Below are 16,139 nucleotides of genomic sequence, written 5' to 3'. Positions count from 1 at the left end.
GTCTCACGACAGCCCAGAGCTTTTCACGGTTCCCGCACAACTGACAAGCGGCGTTTTCACATGCTGTTACGAGTGGTTGCCGCTCCGTGGAGTTGTACGGATCGCGACCCCGCTTCGACTCACCGAGTGCGACACGATTTTTCCTGTCACCGTGCGCCGGGTCCGATCCCCCGGTTACGCGCGCAACGGCTCCTCCGTGTCTTCCCGCGCCGGGAGGCTGTCCATGAATGAGCTGACCGAGAACACCGCGCGGCCGGGGCCGGGCGGGCCGTAGCCGGGCGGCGAGGAGAGCCCGAAGTCGTCCATCGCGGCGCGGTAGGCCTCGAGCAGACGGATGTGGTACTCCAGCGGCGCGCCCTGCGGGTTGGCCTTGCCGAGCGGGGTGGTCGGCTCCGGGCACCAGGTGGTGAAGCGGGGAGTGATGCCGTGCGACATGAAGAAGCGCAGGCCCTCCGTGGTCGAGGCGATCGCGTCGTCGACCGTGGTGAAGCCGAAGGGCTCGGCCATCTCGACGCCCGCCACGAAGTTGGGAATCACATTGCGCGCGCCGAACACGTCCGCCGAGTCGAGGATGCGCCGGTGCCACTCGTCGCGGCCGACGTAGCGCTCCTTGCCGGGGCAGTACAGTTCGAACAGGCGCCGGTCCCACACCTCGTAGTTGGGGTGGTAGATCTGCACGCCGTAGTCCTTGAACCGCTGTACGTCGTCCTTCGGCAGCGCCTGGGCGACCACCTTGCCGATCCAGCGGCCGGGGAAGCGCTCCTCGATGGCCTTGGCGTAGTGCCCGTAGAAGTCGGCCTCGTCACGCCCCGCCACCCTGGACGTGATCGCGCCGCCGGTGAGCGTGTAGGCGGTGGACGCCTTCGCGGTGTCGTACCGGTCGATGATCTCCAGCGCCTCGAGGACCTCCTCGACGTCCTTGACCCCGGTGTAGGGCCGGCCTGCCGCCTTGTGCTGGCGCCAGTTGTGATTGATGTCGCAGTACTGGCACTCCTCCTTGGCGCCGAAGTACTGGCAGACCCGGAAGACGGTGAGATAGATCAGATAGCCCCACTGGATGGTCGGGGCCACCTCCATCACGGACTTTCCGTTGGAGAGGGTGTGCCGGTAGTACTCGGGCATGGGCGGCACCCCGACGTCCGCGATCCGCCGCCCGTCCAGGTAGAGCCCGAGCAGCCCCTCCTCGTCGGCGGCCACACGGTACGGGGAGGACGGATTGACCCGTACGGAGACGACGGTCCGCCGCAGGTCGTACGGGCCGCCCGTGAGGATGATCTCCTCCGGCGGGCGCCGCAGCGCCGCCTCGCCGAGCTGGGGCAGGGTGCCGTGGTCGAAGGAGAAGATGAAGTACGACTTCGGCTTGACCTCGCCGTTCTCGTTGTCACTGAGCGCGGACGCATCGAAGGCCACACCCCCGCGGAGGAGATCCTCCTTGAAGACGGCTTCCCGCGGTACGTGCGGGAATCGCCCCATCAGCTCCTCGACCAGTTCGGTGCGGCTGCCCATCCCGTCTCTCCTCCCGGCTCAGGCGTTCGACTCCTCACGGTATGCCCCCGTCCTCACGTCAGCCGTGCCGGGTCCCCGCACGGCGCGCGATGTGCTCGGGCGGGCGTATGTCCGGCGGCAGCAGGGGGTCGGGCTCGGGGACGCCCCAGGTCGCGCTGAGCGGCAGGGTCCCGGCCCACACCCCCAGCTCGGCGTCGGGCCCGTCGCCGTCGTCGGGGGCGCCCGTGCGGATCTTGACCGAGGCCTCTTCGAGGGACAGGGCGAGCAGGGTGGTGGCGGCCAGTTCCCTGCGGCTGGGCCGGCGGGCGTAGGACCACTGGCCCGGCGTCGCGTGTTCGGTGAGCCGGCGCAGCCCCTCGAGCTTCTCCTCCGGGTCGGTGACCCTGCGGGCGGCGCCGTGAATGATCGCGCTGCGGTAGTTCACGCCGTGCTCGAACACCGAGCGCGCGAGGACGAGCCCGTCGACGTGCGTGACGGTGACGCACACGGGGCCCCCGCCCGCGAGGCTCCGGCTGGCCACGGAGCCGTGCACGTACAGCTGCCGTTCGTCGCGCCCGTACGCCGTGGGCACCACCAGGGGCCGCCCCTCGACGATCACGCCGAGGTGGCAGACGAACCCCGCGTCGAGGATCGCGTCGAGATCGGCCCGCTCGAGGCTGCCCTGGCCGCGCAGGCGGCGGTGCCGGGTGAGGTCGGTCTGCGGCAGGACGGAGGGAAGCGGGGGCTCGGTCATGGAGGGAACGCTACCGGCTCGGGTGCGACGCGCACGATCACGGCAGCCGGCGGCCAAAGGACAGGCAGGAGAGGGGCCACGGGCATGACGGACCCGGGAGTTCATCGGGCCGTACCTGCCGATCGGCAGGTACGGCCCGTACCCCGAACGCCTGCGGCAGCAGTTCGAGGGCGTGATCTGGCGGTTCAAGACCGGCGGGCAGTGGCGGGACATGCCCCAGGAGTTCGGCCCTGGTCGACCGTCTCCAACCGCTTCGCCAGTGGCGGGACATGCCGCAGGAGTTCGGCCCTGGTCGACCGTCTCCAACCGCTTCGCCAGTGGCGTGACGTCGGCGTGTTCGAGGCCCTGCTGGAGGGCCTGATCGCGGAGGCCGCAACGCGGGGCGAGGTGGACCTGTCTCACCGCCCTCACCCTCGACCTGGAGCCGGACTTCGAGGTCGAGCAGCGAGCGGCTTCCGCACTTCCGGGCGGAGTTCACCCCAGCAGCGGCCGAGGCCCGCCCATGGCCGGGACACCGTGGCGCTGCACTTCACCGAGACGTATCGGAACACGTTCGTCCGGGACGTGCTCGGCGGCTGACCCGACCGTACAGCCGTACAGCCGTGCCGACGTGGCCGTACTTCATAAAACCCCTTTCCTAACCCCTTGTAGAAAGCCTCTGCGGCGCCATAGCCTGACGCCGCGCCGAGGCACTGGGCCTCGCCGGGGCCCGGAGGGGATCGAGGACGTGCCGGTGCTGCGCCTTCCCGGGGGACAGCCCCCGGACCCCCGGCCGTGCACCCGGAACCGGCGGTCGTCAGCGGGAGGGGTCCTGTGAAACGCAGCACCTCACGCGACATTCGTACGGCGAACCGGTACCAGGTGCTGCGCCAGATCATCGCCCGGTCACCCACGTCCCGGCAGGAACTGGCCGCCGCCACCGGGCTGAGCCTCGTCACGGTCGCCACGCTCGTCGGCGAGCTGCTCGACCTCGGCATGCTGACCGAGGTCGGCTTCGAGGACTCGGCGGGCGGCCGGCCACGCGGCCTGGTCGCCGTCAACGCGTCGGGGGGCGCGCTCATCGGGGTCGACATCGCGGAGACGTATGTCCGCGTCGAGCTGTTCGACCTGGCGCTGACCACGCTGTCCCGCGCCGACGAGGACATGCGCCCCGGCGAGAACCGCCCGGAGCAGGTCGTCGCCCATGTGGCCGCGGCCGTCGGCTCGGTGGTCGCCCAGGCCGGTGTCGAGGGCGCCCGCGTCCTGGGCGTCGGCGTCAGCGTGCCCGGCCAGGTCGACCGCGACCGGGGCGTCTGCGAATACGCCCCGAACTGGGACTGGCACGAAGTACCGCTGCTCGATCTGCTCGCCGAGCACATCGCCCACCCCCTGTTCCTGGACAACCCGCTGCGCGCCTGCACCGTCGCCGAGCTGTGGTTCGGCGCGGCCCGGGGCCGCGGGGACACCGTGGTCGTCAATCTGGGCACGGGGGTCGGGGCCGGGCTCGCGCTGGGCGGGGGACTGCACCGCGGCGTCAGCAACAGCGCGGGCGAATGGGGCCATACGACGCTGGTGCTGGACGGACGGCTGTGCCACTGCGGAAACCACGGCTGTGTGGAGACGTATGTCGGAGCGCCCGGCATCATGCTCAACCTGCAGGAGCTCAGCCCGCACAGCACCCTGCTGGACCCCGAGGACCAGACCGCCACGATCGACGCCCTCGCCCGGGGGGTCGCCGCGCAGGACCCGGTCGCGCTGAAGGTCGTCCGGGACACCGGCCGCTACCTCGGCGCCGGGATCGCCACCCTGGTCAACCTGATCAATCCCGAAGTGGTCGTGCTCAGCAGCTGGGTCGCGGCCGCGCTCGGCGCCCCGCTGCTGAACGAGGTGCGCGAGGCCGTCGGCCGGCATGCGCTGAGGCGGCCGTTCGCGGCCACCGAGATCGTCCTGTCCCCCATTCCCACCGACCCGGTGTGCCTCGGAGCCGCGACCTTCGCCCTGGAGGGCGCTCTCCAGTCGGTCGGCACGGCGCGCCCGGAACGCGCGCCGGCAGATCCACCATCAGGTCCGTCCTCACGACAGCCGCAGCCGCGGCCGCACTCACCGTCACGGGGCCCTGATTTCCGCCCTGCCCTCGAGCGCCGCCGATCCCGGCCGAGCTAGGAGACCGATGTCCTTGCGCACCTCCCCCGAGCTCTCGGCTTCCTACCCGCTCTCGGCTTCGCCCACGCGGGCGGACCCCCATGAGCAGCGGGGACCCCGATCGGCCGGCGCGTACCTCGAAGACGTCTCGCCGGGCAGCGGGGCGCTGCCGCCCCGCGCCTGGTACGCCTCCTCCGACGCCGCATCCCTGTCCCTGAACGGCAGTTGGCGCTTCAGGCTGTCGGCGACGGCCGACGCCCAGGACGACGCGTTCGCCGAACCCGGATACGACGCCGGGGGCTGGGCGGAGGTTTCGGTCCCCGGCCACTGGGTCCTCCAGGGCAACGGCTCCCTCGGCTCCCCCATCTACACCAACCACCTCTACCCCTTTCCGGTCGACCCGCCGCGCGTGCCGACCGAGAACCCCACCGGTGACCATCTGCGCTTCTTCGACCTGCCGTCGGACTGGCCGTCCAACGGCGGGGCGGTGCTGCGCTTCGACGGCGTCGAGTCCTGCGCCCGGGTGTGGCTGAACGGCACGGAACTCGGCGAGTTCAAGGGCTCGCGGCTGCCGCACGAGTTCGCGGTGGGACATCTGCTCGAGGAGAACGGCAACGTGCTCGCGGTGCGGGTCCACCAGTGGTCCGCGGGCTCGTACCTGGAGGACCAGGACCAGTGGTGGCTGCCCGGCATCTTCCGGGACGTCACACTGCTGCACCGCCCCGCGGGCGGCGTCCTCGACTTCTTCGTGCACGCCTCCTACGACCATGTGACGGGCGAGGGCACGCTGAAGGTCGATTCGGACGTGGCCGGCCGGGTCACCGTGCCCGCCCTCGGCATCGAAGCCGCCACCGGGGAGTCGGTGACCGTGCCCGTCGAGCCGTGGACCGCGGAGACCCCGAGGCTGTACGACGGCGTGCTGGTCACCGAGGGCGAGCGCGTACCGTTGCGGATCGGCTTCCGCACGGTCGTCCTCCAGGACGGCCTGATCAAGGTGAACGGAAAGCCGGTCCTGTTCAAGGGCGTCAACCGGCACGAATGGCATCCGGAGCGGGGCCGCGCCCTGGACCTGGAGACCATGCGCGAGGACGTGCTGCTGATGAAGCGGCACAACATCAACGCCGTGCGCACCTCGCACTATCCGCCGCATCCGGCCTTCCTCGACCTGTGCGACGCATACGGTCTCTGGGTCATCGACGAGTGCGACCTGGAGACCCACGGCTTCGTGGAGCAGGCCTGGCGCGACAACCCGGTCGACGACGACCGCTGGACCCCGGCACTCCTCGACCGGGCCGCCCGGATGGTCGAGCGCGACAAGAACCACCCCTCGGTGGTCATCTGGTCCCTGGGCAACGAGGCCGGCACCGGCCGCGGTCTGACGGCCATGGCCGAGTGGATTCACGGCCGGGACGCCTCACGGCTCGTGCACTACGAGGGCGACGTCAACTGCCGTGACACGGACATGTACTCGCGCATGTACGCCTTCCACGAGGAGGTCGTAAGGATCGGCAGGGGCCTGGACGGCGGCACCCACCGGCGGCGCGAGCTCCCCTTCGTCCTCTGCGAGTACGGTCACGCCATGGGCAACGGCCCCGGTGGCATCGACGACTACCAGCGGCTGTTCGAGGCGTACGACCGGCTCCAGGGCGGGTTCATCTGGGAGTGGATCGACCACGGCATCAGGGACGAGCGGTACGGCTTCGCCTACGGCGGCGACTTCGGTGAGGAACTGCACGACGGCAACTTCGTCTGCGACGGGCTGCTGTTCCCCGACCGCCGGCCGTCCCCGGGCCTGGTCGAGTACAAGAAGGTGATCGAGCCCGTCCGGATCGAGTGCGACGGAGCGGACGGGGCCGTACGGGTCCGCAACGCGTACGACTTCGCGGACCTCTCGGGGCTCACGTTCGTCTGGTCGTACCAAGTCGACGGCGAGACGGTCGAGTCCGGCCCGCTCCCCGTGCCCGCGCTCGCGCCGGGCGAGTCGGCGCACGTGAAGCTGCCGGTTCCGCCCGACACCCGGGGCGGTGAGACACAGTGGACGGTACGGGCGCTGCTGGCGTCCGACACCGCGTGGGCGCCTGAGGGCCATCGGGTGGCATGGGGCCAGTTCCCCGTCGCGGCGCGTCCCCCGGTACGGATCGCCCCCGGCCGGGCCCCCGTGCTCGGCGAGGGCCTCATCACCCTCGGCCCGGCCTCCTTCGACGCCCGCTCCGGCACGCTGAAGTCCATCGGCACGATCGACGTGAGCGGGCTGCGCCTGGACGTGTGGCGGGCGCCCACGGACAACGACGACGGCGCGGAATGGCAGACGGACATCCGCTACGGCCTGCTGTGGCGCAAGTTCGGCCTGCACCGCATGCGGCACCGCGTGGACGCGGTGGAGCCGGGTGACGACGCGCTGACCGTGCGGACCAGGGTGGCGCCCGCCGCCCGGGATGCGGGCCTCGCCACCGTGTACCGCTGGACGTCGGACGGCGAGCGCCTGCGGCTGACCGTGTCCGTGGGGCCGGAGGGCGACTGGACGGTGCCGCTGCCGCGGCTCGGGATCCGGTTCGGGCTGCCCGGCTCCGCGGACCGCGTGCGGTGGTTCGGCGGCGGCCCCGGCGAGGCTTACCCGGACACCCGGTCGGCCTCCGAGCTGGGGCGTTGGGAGTCCACGGTCGACGCGTTGCAGACGCCGTACGTCCGGCCGCAGGAGAACGGCGCCCGCGCCGACGTCCGCTGGGCGGAGATCGGCGGCCTCAGGATCGAGGGCGACCCGGAGTTCTGGTTCAGCGCGCGGCGCTGGACGAACGAGCAGCTGGACGCCGCCCGGCACCTCAGCGACCTGACCCCCGGCGGCACGGTATGGGTCAACCTCGACCACGGCCAGCACGGCATCGGTTCGCAGTCCTGCGGTCCGGGCCCGCAGCCGCGGCACTTCCTGCGGGCCGAGCCCGCGGAGTTCTCGTTCGTCTTCTCGGAGATCGGCTGACCTCGGTGAACGGACCACCACCGAAGGGCCGTTCAGGCCGCGTCGGCGGCCGCTTCGGGGTGGCGGGTGCGGACCGGGGTGAACAGGGCCAGTGCCGCCACGCCGACGCAGCAGACGCCGGCCACGGCGCCCACCGATGCCGTGCCGTGGTGCTGGGCCGCCCAGGTCACCACGGCCGCGCCGACCGGAGCCGCCGCGTAGTGGATGGTCCAGAACGCGGAGGTGACCCGGCCCAGCAGATGCTCGGGGGTCACCTGCTGGCGCAGGGACATGGAGCAGGTGCCCGCGATGCTGACACCGCCCAGGAACGCCGCGGTCAGGAGGGCGACGGCCGGTACGTCGCGGGCCCAGCCGATGGTTCCCAGGGCGCAGCCGCAGACGGCCACCGCACCGATCCAGGTGGGGCCGAACCCGAGCCCGCGGCGTACCCGGTCCACCAGCAGCGCGCCGGTGATCGTGCCGAGCGCGCCGACCGCGAGGACGGTACCGACCGTGCCGTCGCTCTGCCCCAGGTCGTGCTTCACGTGGTAGATGAGCAGGTCGTTCAGGCCCAGCTCGAGAAAGCTGAACAGCGTGAGCAGCAGCGTCAGAAAGCGCAGCACCGGGTGGCGCCGCAGAAAGGACGCCCCGGCGAGCAGGTCCCGCCACAGTCCCTGCGGCGCCGCCGCCGGTTCGGGCGGCGTGGCCCGCCCGAACCGTACGAGGCCCAGGCAGAGTGCCGACACTCCGAAGCTCGCCGCGTCCACCGCGACGGCAGCGGCCGGTCCCGCCCAGGCCGCCACGACGCCTGCGCACAGCGGTCCGGCCACTCCGGCCGCGGCGGCGGTCGCGTTGAGCCGTCCGTTGGCGGCGGTGATCCGCTCCCCGTCGACCAGGCCGCGCACGGCGGTGACGTACGCGACCGCGAACACCATGCCGACGGCCTCGCACACGGGAAGCACCGCGTACAGCAGCCAGATCCGCGGTCCGGCGAGCCACACCAGCGGAATCAGCCCGTAGAGCACCATCCTCACCAGGTCACAGGCGATCAGCAGCTTCCTGCGGTCCGCCCGGTCCACCAACACGCCGGCGAACAACCCGGCCAGCACCGAGGCCGCCCCTCCGGCCGCCGTCAGCAGGCCCATCCGCGCCACGGACCCGGTCGCCTGCAGCACCAGCAGCGGCAACGCGATCAGGGCGAAGGCGTCTCCGAGAACCGAGAGGGTCTGTGCGGCCCAGAAGATGCCGAAGTCCCGGTTCCGGCCCCGCGATCGCGTCTCCCCCACGTGCCGCTCCCTCTTGCCCCGGTGCCCCCCGGAACCGATGAACGATCAAGACGTACCACCGTACGACGGACTGTCCCCGGCGGTCGCGCGCTTTTCCGCCGCAGGGCAGCGCGCGCGGCCCGGGCGTCCCTGAATACCCGGGCGACTGCATGGAGGAGTCCCTGGATACACGGGTGTTCCTAGATCCATTAGGGTTTACCCTAGGGAAGCCAGTATGCAGGAGTTGGTCACATGGCCCGTGCCGGACTCACGACCGCCCGACTCGTCGCGGGGGCAGCCGACCTCGCGGACGAGGTCGGCTTCGAGAACGTCACCGTCTCCGCCCTGGCCCGCCGCTTCGGCGTGAAGGACGCGAGCCTGTACTCGCACCTCAGGGGCGTGCAGGACCTGCGCACGCGGATGGCCCTGCTGGCGGGCGAGGAGATGATCGACCGCATCGCGGCGGCGGTGGCCGGACGCGCCGGCAAGGACGCGCTGGCCGCGTTCGCGGGCGCCTACCGGGAGTTCGCGCTCCGGTACCCGGGGCGGTACGCGGCCACCCAGATCCGCATCGACCAGTCCCTGGCAGCCGAGTCCCGCGCCCTGCGCCGCACCGCCGAGATCACCTACGGCATGCTCCGCGCCTACGGCCTGCAGGAGCCCGACCGCACCGACGCGGTCCGGCTGCTGCGCAGCACCTTCCACGGCTATTGCGCCCTCGAGGCCACCGGCGGCTTCGGTGCACCCAGGGACGTCCAGGCGTCCTGGGAGAAGGCCGTCGACGCCCTGCATTTGACGCTGAGGCACTGGCCCCGCGAGGAGGAGAAGGACCATGACTGACCTCCACCACGACGTGTGCGGCCAGGGCCCGTGCTCCTCGTCATCCCCGGCGGGGCCGGGCACCCCATGGCGCTCGACCGGATGACGGCACACCTCGCCGACCGCTTCACGGGCGTCACGTACGCCCCCCTCGGACTCGCCCATGGGCGCCTGGGCCTGCCCGTCGGGGAGCAGCACGTGGAAGGGACGGCTGCCCTGAAGTCCGTGTCCGCACGGCTCACCCTGGCCGTGGGCACGGGTTCCCGCGGCCATCTCCTGCACCGGACCGCCTCATCGGCGGCCCAGCTGCCCGGCGCGGGCTTCGCCGAGTTCCCCGGCGGGCACGTCGGAGCCGTGCAGCGCCCGGAGGAGTTCGCGGCGAGACTCGCGGACACGCTGCCTGCCGGATGCCCGTGACACCCGTGCGCGGCTCACCAGCCGGTCATGAGCAGATGGTTGAGGAGAAGGGCGAGCACCGCCTGGGCCGCGAGCCAGCTCCGGCGGTGGGTGAGGAACGCGCAGGCCGGCAGCAGCCACAGGGCGAACGGCAGCCAGATGCGCTCCGTTTCCGCCTTGCTCATGCCCGACAGGTCGGCCACGAGTACGGCGAGCAGGGCGGCGAGGACGAGCAGGGAGAGACGGGTTTCGGCGCGGGACCGGCCCACGGTGCCCGGCTCACCCTCGGGCCTTCCCGGCGTGTCCGGTCCCCGCGTCACAGCGCCCACCCCCCGGCTGCGGACCAGCGCGGCGACGGCGTGTCGCAGGCCGGCCGCCGTCGCGAGGCCCGTGATGAGCACCGTGCAGGCGAGGTTCGCCCATACCCAGTAGCCGTACGGGCGGATTCCGCCGATGCCCTGGTAATAGCGTCTGACCAGCAGGTGGTAGGCCTCCCACCAGTCGAACCCGCCGAGGGTGAACGCGAGCGGCACGACGGCGAGCCCGGCCAGCCCGGCGGGCAGTGCGCGCCAGGGCGGTCGGGCGCCGCGGCTTCGCGCGAGTACCAGTGCTGCCGCCCCGATCAGCGCGAACAGGGTGAGGCCGTAGGAGAGGTAGCAGGTCAGGCCGAACAGCAGACCGGAGGCGAAGGCCAAAACGAGCGGCCGGCGCCCCGTCAGGGCGAGCGCGAGCAGGGCCACCGACCAGGCGGCCACCGCCGTGAAGTACCCGTCGGCCGACGTGCCCACCCACACGGCGGCGGGGGCCAGGACGAGAAACGGGGCGGCACGGCGAGCGAGGGTCTCGTCGGCGAGTGCCCGTACGGCGACGAGCACCGCGACCGCCGCGGTCGTACCGACGGTGATGCACCAGGCGCCGGCCCACCCCCCGCCGCGCAGCCCGATCCGGTCGAGGAGCACGAAGGTGAGCGTGGCCGCCGGTGGGTGGCCGGCCACGTGCGCGGGCCAGGGAGCGGGTGTGCCGTCCACGATGTGGCGGGTGAAGTCCCTCAGGGCCGCGGGGATGTCGTGGAAGCGGCCGATCACCCGGAGGTACTCCTCCCGGGTGGTCAGCCGTCCGGCGACACCGCGCTGCCAGCCGTCCACCAGTGCCAGGGACCACGTCCAGGCCAGGGCCGTGCCCCAGGCCGCCGCGAGCAGCGCGCGCCAGGAAAGCCGGGCGGAGAGGGCCGGGCCGTACCCGACGACGGCGACCGCCACCGCCAGGGCGGCCGGGGTACCCGGGCCGAGGTGCGGGCCCCAGGTGGCGAACAGCGGGGGCCAGAGGACGAACAGCGTGCCGTGGGCGTGCTGGATGTGGCGGCCGATCAGCACGGCCGCCACGACGAGCAGGACGGCGACCAGGGCAGCGGCCAGATCACGGAGAGGGAAGCGGATCACACCGGGACACGCTAGGCCGGAGGCCGGCCGACGAGGTCGCACCCGGACGGGACGTCAGCATTTCGTCATGGGTCGCGTACCCGCCGGCCGGCCGTACCCGGCCTACGGTCGACCCATGCGCGACCACAGACTTCCCTCCTCGCCCGGCTTCTGGCGCAGCCCGCTGCGCGGCCCCCGGTTCACCTCGGTGCTCGGCGTCGTACTGCTCGCGGGCATCACGGTGCTGTTCGTGACCGGGCTGCTGTCGTACGCCGCCTACAACCCGAACCTGTCACCGGTGAACGACATGACGCCCGACAAGGGCCTGCTCGGGTTCTACCTCTTCCCCTGGCCGACCGGGCCGCACTGGCTGTACCGGCTCACCCAGGGCGTCCACGTCACGCTCGGGATCACCCTCATCCCTGTCCTGCTGGCCAAGTTGTGGTCGGTCGTGCCGAAGCTGTTCGAGCTGCCACCGGCCCGCTCGCTCACCCACGCGCTGGAGCGGATCTCGCTGCTCCTGCTGGTCGGCGGGGGTCTCTTCGAGTTCACGACCGGGGTGCTCAACGTCCAACTCGACTACATCTTCCCCGGATCCTTCTACCCTCTGCACTTCTACGGCGCCTGGGTCTTCTTCGCCGCGTTCGTCGCGCACGCCGTGCTGAAGATGCCCGAGGCTGTACGCCAACTGCGGCGCCGTCGACCGGAGGAGGCCGAGGACTCCCTGCTGGTTTCCCCGCGCCCCGCCGATCCCACCATGTCGAGGCGGGGCGCGTTCGGGCTGGTCGGGGGCGCCTCATTGCTCCTGTTCGGTACGACGGCGGGGCAGAGCTCCGACGTCCTGCGCGGAACCGCCCTCCTCGCCCCGCACGGCACCGATCCGGGCAGCGGTCCCGGCGGTTTCCAGATCAACAAGACGGCCGCGTACGCCGGGATCGACGCGCGTGAGACGAACGAGGAGGCCTGGCGGCTGGTGGTCTCCGGACGCACGGGCACCGTCCGGCTGAGCCGGGCCCAACTGCTGCGCATGCCTCTGCACAGCTCGGCGCTGCCCATCGCCTGTGTGGAGGGGTGGTCGACCTCCGACCAGTGGTGGCGGGGGGTGCGGCTGCGCCATCTCGCGGCGCTCGTGGGGTACGACGACCCGACCGACGTGCTCGTGGAGTCCCTCCAGCGGCAGGGCGCCTTCCGCCGGGCCGCCCTGCGCGCCAACCAGGTGGAGGACCCGCGCTCGCTCCTCGCCCTGTTCGCCAACGGCGAGGACCTCACCCCCGACCACGGCTACCCGGCCCGGGTCATCGTGCCCGCGGCGCCCGGTGTGCTCAACACCAAGTGGGTGGCCCGGATGACGTTCGGAGAACTGTGATGCGTGGTTTCGCCGTTCCACGGAGGCTCATCGGCAGCCCGCTCCAACTGCTGTTGCTCGCCTGCTCGTTCGCCCTCGCGGGATACGCGGGTGTGCGGTTGTTCGCCGGCGACTGGTTCAAGGTGGGGCTGTGGTTCGTGGGGGCTGCCGTCCTGCACGACCTGGTGCTCGTACCGCTGTACGCGGCGGCGGACCGGACGGTCGCAGGGGCGCTCGGCGCGGTCCACCGCCGGGCGTGGATTCCGTACGTCCGCGTACCGGCCGCCCTCTCCGGGCTGCTCCTGCTCGTCTGGTTCCCGCTGATCAGCGGCCGGGCGGCGGGGCGCTACCGGTTGCTGACCGGGCTGTCGCCCGACGGCTTCCTGGCCCGTTGGCTGCTGATCACGGCGTTCCTGTTCGGCGGCTCGGCGCTGCTCCTGGTGCTACGGCTGCGCAGGGCGGCGAAGCAGCGGCCGCCGGCCGTCCACTGACCCTCCACCCGCCAGACCGGGGGGCGGGCGTACCGGAGCAGCGCCGGGGTGCCGAGCCGGGCCCAGGGGAACGGGGCGCCCGCCCCGTTCCCCTGGGTGCCGGTGGCCGGGACGAGGTGAACACTGGCGCGCTCGTCCACGTCCAGCGGAACGGTCTCGGCGATCAACAGGCCGCCCGGCAGAAGGAGTTGCGCCATACGGTCGAGCAGCACGCCCGGGTCGCCCCCGATGCCGAGGTTCCCGTCGAGAAGCAGGGCGGTGCCCCACCGGCCCTCGCCGGGAAGCGGCTCGAAGACGGAGCGCCGCACGGCCATGCCTCCGAGCCGCGCGGTGTGCGCGACGGCGGCCTCACTGACGTCGACGCCGAGTGCGGTACGGCCCCGCGCGGCGAGCTCCGCGACCAGTCGCCCCGGCCCGCATCCCACGTCCAGCACGGCACCCTCGCAGCGCGCCAGGACGTCGAGGTCCACGGAGTCGGGGCGGGCACACCACCGCTCCACCTCCAGGGGCAGCAGCCACCCGTCCGCCCGTCGCAGGAACAGCGGCCCACGCCCGGCGCGCAGGGCGTCGGAGTAGGGGTCGGCGGACCAGGTCACCGGAGCGGCGGGGAGTGCGGAGCCTATCGACGAGTCGGTACGCGCTGGACGCGCCGCCGAAGGCACCTGCACGGGACGCGCCGCCGGGGCTGACTGCGCGGGACGCGCCGCCGGGGCTGACTGCGCGGGACGCGTCGGCGGGGCCGTTTCGGTGTGAGCGTGCGCGTCGTCACTCGGTGGGTGAATGCGTGCGGGGCTCGTTCGCGCGTTGGCGGGTGCCTCGGCCCCGGGCAGGCCGCCGCCCGCGAGCCCTCTGCGCGAAGGAGTCTGTCCGGTGCCCTTCGGGCGCTCGACGTGGGTGCTCATCGGCCGTCGGCCGCCCGCAGCCGAGCCAGTTCCGCGGCGAAGCGACCGCGGGGCGCCGCCGCTGCGACCGCCTCCGCGTCCGCTGCCGTGTCGACGTCCCGCAGCGTCGGCAGATCACATACGCGCAGTCCCGCGGCGACGAGCCGGTCACGCTGTAGGGCGCCGGTGGCGGGCGTGGACATCGGCACGCCCCGCAACAGGCCCCCGTCGGGCTCGGCGAGGCCCAGGGCCCAGAAGCCGCCGTCCTCGGCCGGGCCGAAGTACGCGTCGCACCCGCCGAAGTCCACGGTGAGCAGGCCCGGCGTCACCTGCGGTGTATCCATCCCGATCAGCAGGGCCGGGCCGTCGCATCCGGCGAAGGCCGCGGCCAGCCGCTCGTCGAGCCCGCCCGCGCACTGCCGTACGACCTCGAAGCCCGGCGGCAGCCAGCGGCCGGGCTCCCCGTCGAGCACCAGGACCCTGCGCCGCGCGGGTGTCGCGGCCACCGTGCGCAGGGTGTCTACCAGGGCCGCCTCGGCGAGCGCCGCGGCGGCCTCGGGGGTGAACCGTGGTGTCAGACGGGTCTTCACCCGGCCCGGCCGTGGCTCCTTGGCGATGACGAGCAAAGTGGTCATCGGGGCGTTCCTCCTCGCTCGGACGCGGTGGGCGTCCTGGGTGGTGCGGGCGCCTCGGACAGGACGCGGCTCATGTCCCGTACGGTCTGCCAGGTGCCGCGCCAGGTGCCCGTCACCTTCGAAACTCCGGTCCGCGGCAGATAGGGCACGTCGTGCTCGGCGATGCGCCAGCCCGCATCGGCCGCGCGCACGACCATCTGCAGCGGGTAGCCGCTGCGCCGGTCCGTGAGGCCGAGGGCGAGCAGCGCCTGACGGCGGGCGGCCCGCAGGGGGCCGAGGTCGTGCAGCCGCAGGCCGGTGCGGCGGCGCAGCATCAGGGCGAGTGCGAGATTGCCTGCCCTCGCATGCGGGGGCCAGGCGCCCCGGCCCTGTGGGCGGCGCCGTCCCAGCACCAGGTCCGCCTCGTGGTCCCGGAGTTCGCGCACGAAGGGGACGAGCAGGCCGGGGTCCAGCGAGGCGTCGCAGTCGCAGAAGCACACGATCTCGGCCGTGGCCGCTGTGAGCCCCGCATGGCAGGCGGCGCCGAATCCGCGCTGCGGCTCGTGGACAACGGTCGCGCCGAGCGCACGGGCGATGACCGGCGAGCCGTCGGTGGACCCGTTGTCCACGACGAGGGCGCGCCACCCGGCCGGGATGCGCGAAAGGACCCAGGGCAGGGCGTCGGCCTCGTTGAGACAGGGCAGCACGACGTCGACGTCCGGAGGGGTGGGAGAGGTCGTCACGGCTCTCACCCTACGAACGCGAAAGGCGTATATCGGACTTCAGCTCCTTACGAAACGCGGACGTCGGCACCCGTGCGCCGCGGCGAGCGGCAGGTGATGCGAGGCTGGCAGCATGAACCAGCAGCACCCGTCGACCGGGGCCGAGCCCGCCGGACCGGATGCCCGGGCCGCCCGCGTCCTCGTCGTGGACGACGACCCCACCGTGGCCGAGGTGGTCTCCGGTTACCTGGAGCGCGCCGGATACCTCGTCGACCGCGCCGAGGACGGGCCCGGCGCCCTCACCCGGGCCGCCGCCCACTGGCCCGACCTGGTGGTCCTGGATCTGATGCTGCCCGGGATGGACGGGCTCGAGGTGTGCCGGCGGATGCGCGCCCGCGGGCCCGTGCCGGTGATCATGCTGACCGCACGCGGCGACGAGGACGACCGGATCCTCGGCCTGGAGGTCGGCGCCGACGACTACGTCACCAAGCCGTTCAGCCCCCGGGAGCTGGTCCTGCGGGTGGAGTCGGTCCTGCGCCGTACCCGGCCGGGTACGGCGGCGCCGCCGCTGGGCGCGGCCGGGCTCCGCGTCGACCCCGCGGCCCGCCGCGCGACCAAGAAGGGCACCGAACTCTCCCTCACCCTGCGGGAGTTCGACCTGCTGGCCTTCTTCCTGCAGCACCCGGGCCACGCCTTCAGCCGGGAGGACCTGATGCGCGAGGTGTGGGGCTGGGACTTCGGCGACCTGTCGACCGTCACCGTCCATGTGCGCCGATTGCGCGGCAAGGTGGAGGACGACCCGGCGCGGCCGCGCCTGATCCAGACCGTGTGGGGCGTGGGCTACCGCTTCGACCCTTCCGACGGCGAGGAGTGAC

13 protein-coding genes and 1 pseudogene are annotated in these 16,139 nt (G+C 72.5%); 7 read left to right on the top strand and 7 right to left on the bottom strand.

Translation table 11 applies throughout. The annotated features are described in order from the left end of the window. Positions 1-174: 174 nt before the first annotated feature. Both AAW14_RS11520 and AAW14_RS11515 read right to left on the bottom strand, forming a co-directional pair. Entirely contained in the window at positions 175-1,506 is a 1,332-nt protein-coding gene (locus tag AAW14_RS11520; protein WP_265562782.1) for a radical SAM protein, read from the bottom strand. Positions 1,507-1,564: 58 nt separating this feature from the next. Then, positions 1,565-2,239 (bottom strand): pyridoxamine 5'-phosphate oxidase family protein, encoded by a 675-nt coding sequence (locus AAW14_RS11515; RefSeq protein ID WP_265562780.1) that lies wholly within the window; start codon positions 2,237-2,239, stop codon positions 1,565-1,567. Positions 2,240-2,342: 103 nt separating this feature from the next. Between AAW14_RS11515 and AAW14_RS11510 the strand changes: the two are divergent. The 3 genes and pseudogenes from AAW14_RS11510 to AAW14_RS11500 all read left to right on the top strand — a co-directional run. Next, positions 2,343-2,638, top strand: a pseudogene (locus tag AAW14_RS11510) (transposase); the annotation flags it as partial. A 414-nt stretch (positions 2,639-3,052) separates the two neighbouring features. Beyond that, complete coding sequence (locus AAW14_RS11505; RefSeq protein ID WP_265562778.1) at positions 3,053-4,381, top strand: ROK family transcriptional regulator; 1,329 nt, start codon at positions 3,053-3,055, stop codon at positions 4,379-4,381. Positions 4,382-4,388: 7 nt separating this feature from the next. Beyond that, a complete protein-coding gene (locus tag AAW14_RS11500) occupies positions 4,389-7,334 on the top strand; it encodes a glycoside hydrolase family 2 TIM barrel-domain containing protein (protein ID WP_265562775.1) in 2,946 nt (981 codons plus the stop codon). Between the two features lie 32 nt (positions 7,335-7,366). Here AAW14_RS11500 and AAW14_RS11495 read toward each other — a convergent pair whose 3' ends face one another. Then, positions 7,367-8,599, bottom strand: coding sequence for an MFS transporter (locus AAW14_RS11495; RefSeq protein WP_265562773.1), 1,233 nt, complete (start codon positions 8,597-8,599; stop codon positions 7,367-7,369). A 231-nt stretch (positions 8,600-8,830) separates the two neighbouring features. Between AAW14_RS11495 and AAW14_RS11490 the strand changes: the two genes are divergently transcribed. Together AAW14_RS11490 and AAW14_RS11485 are read left to right on the top strand one after the other, a co-directional pair. Further along, positions 8,831-9,418, top strand: coding sequence for a TetR/AcrR family transcriptional regulator (locus AAW14_RS11490; protein ID WP_265562771.1), 588 nt, complete (start codon positions 8,831-8,833; stop codon positions 9,416-9,418). Between the two features lie 15 nt (positions 9,419-9,433). Beyond that, positions 9,434-9,814, top strand: coding sequence for a hypothetical protein (locus tag AAW14_RS11485; protein WP_265562769.1), 381 nt, complete (start codon positions 9,434-9,436; stop codon positions 9,812-9,814). A gap of 14 nt (positions 9,815-9,828) precedes the next feature. On the opposite strand, the gene AAW14_RS11480 is transcribed toward AAW14_RS11485, so the two are convergent. Next, positions 9,829-11,232: a hypothetical protein gene (locus AAW14_RS11480; protein WP_265562767.1), complete on the bottom strand. Its 1,404-nt coding sequence runs from the start codon at positions 11,230-11,232 to the stop codon at positions 9,829-9,831. Positions 11,233-11,347: 115 nt separating this feature from the next. Between AAW14_RS11480 and AAW14_RS11475 the strand changes: the two genes are divergently transcribed. Beyond that, positions 11,348-12,577 carry a molybdopterin-dependent oxidoreductase gene (locus tag AAW14_RS11475; protein WP_265562765.1) on the top strand — a complete coding sequence of 410 codons (1,230 nt, stop codon included), beginning with the start codon at positions 11,348-11,350 and terminating at the stop codon, positions 12,575-12,577. A gap of 325 nt (positions 12,578-12,902) precedes the next feature. Here the strand turns inward: AAW14_RS11475 and AAW14_RS11470 are convergent, their stop codons facing one another. The 3 genes from AAW14_RS11470 to AAW14_RS11460 form a co-directional block, all read right to left on the bottom strand. After that, positions 12,903-13,643, bottom strand: coding sequence for a class I SAM-dependent methyltransferase (locus AAW14_RS11470; protein WP_416223287.1), 741 nt, complete (start codon positions 13,641-13,643; stop codon positions 12,903-12,905). Between the two features lie 302 nt (positions 13,644-13,945). Continuing rightward, positions 13,946-14,563 carry a TIGR04282 family arsenosugar biosynthesis glycosyltransferase gene (locus AAW14_RS11465; RefSeq protein ID WP_265562762.1) on the bottom strand — a complete coding sequence of 206 codons (618 nt, stop codon included), beginning with the start codon at positions 14,561-14,563 and terminating at the stop codon, positions 13,946-13,948. Then, positions 14,560-15,294 (bottom strand): glycosyltransferase family 2 protein, encoded by a 735-nt coding sequence (locus tag AAW14_RS11460; RefSeq protein ID WP_265562760.1) that lies wholly within the window; start codon positions 15,292-15,294, stop codon positions 14,560-14,562. Before AAW14_RS11460 ends, AAW14_RS11465 begins: the two co-directional genes overlap by 4 nt. A 103-nt stretch (positions 15,295-15,397) precedes the next feature. Here AAW14_RS11460 and AAW14_RS11455 point away from each other — a divergent pair, with 103 nt between their 5' ends. Beyond that, a complete protein-coding gene (locus AAW14_RS11455) occupies positions 15,398-16,138 on the top strand; it encodes a response regulator transcription factor (protein WP_265562758.1) in 741 nt (246 codons plus the stop codon). Position 16,139 lies beyond the last annotated feature (1 nt).

Source organism: Streptomyces hygroscopicus, from assembly GCF_026168105.1.
Classification (GTDB): domain Bacteria; phylum Actinomycetota; class Actinomycetes; order Streptomycetales; family Streptomycetaceae; genus Streptomyces; species Streptomyces hygroscopicus_D.
Note: the sequence above shows the minus strand (reverse complement) of the source record. Positions and strands in the feature narration are given on the sequence as shown.

Bases quoted from the DNA above. Each gene is read 5' to 3' on its own strand.
- AAW14_RS11520 (WP_265562782.1), bottom strand. From the start codon at position 1,506: ATGGGCAGCCGCACCGAACTGGTCGAGGAGCTGATGGGGCGATTCCCG.
- AAW14_RS11515 (WP_265562780.1), bottom strand. From the start codon at position 2,239: ATGACCGAGCCCCCGCTTCCCTCCGTCCTGCCGCAGACCGACCTCACC.
- AAW14_RS11500 (WP_265562775.1), top strand. From the start codon at position 4,389: ATGTCCTTGCGCACCTCCCCCGAGCTCTCGGCTTCCTACCCGCTCTCG.
- AAW14_RS11490 (WP_265562771.1), top strand. From the start codon at position 8,831: ATGGCCCGTGCCGGACTCACGACCGCCCGACTCGTCGCGGGGGCAGCC.
- AAW14_RS11475 (WP_265562765.1), top strand. From the start codon at position 11,348: ATGCGCGACCACAGACTTCCCTCCTCGCCCGGCTTCTGGCGCAGCCCG.
- AAW14_RS11465 (WP_265562762.1), bottom strand. From the start codon at position 14,563: ATGACCACTTTGCTCGTCATCGCCAAGGAGCCACGGCCGGGCCGGGTG.
- AAW14_RS11455 (WP_265562758.1), top strand. From the start codon at position 15,398: ATGAACCAGCAGCACCCGTCGACCGGGGCCGAGCCCGCCGGACCGGAT.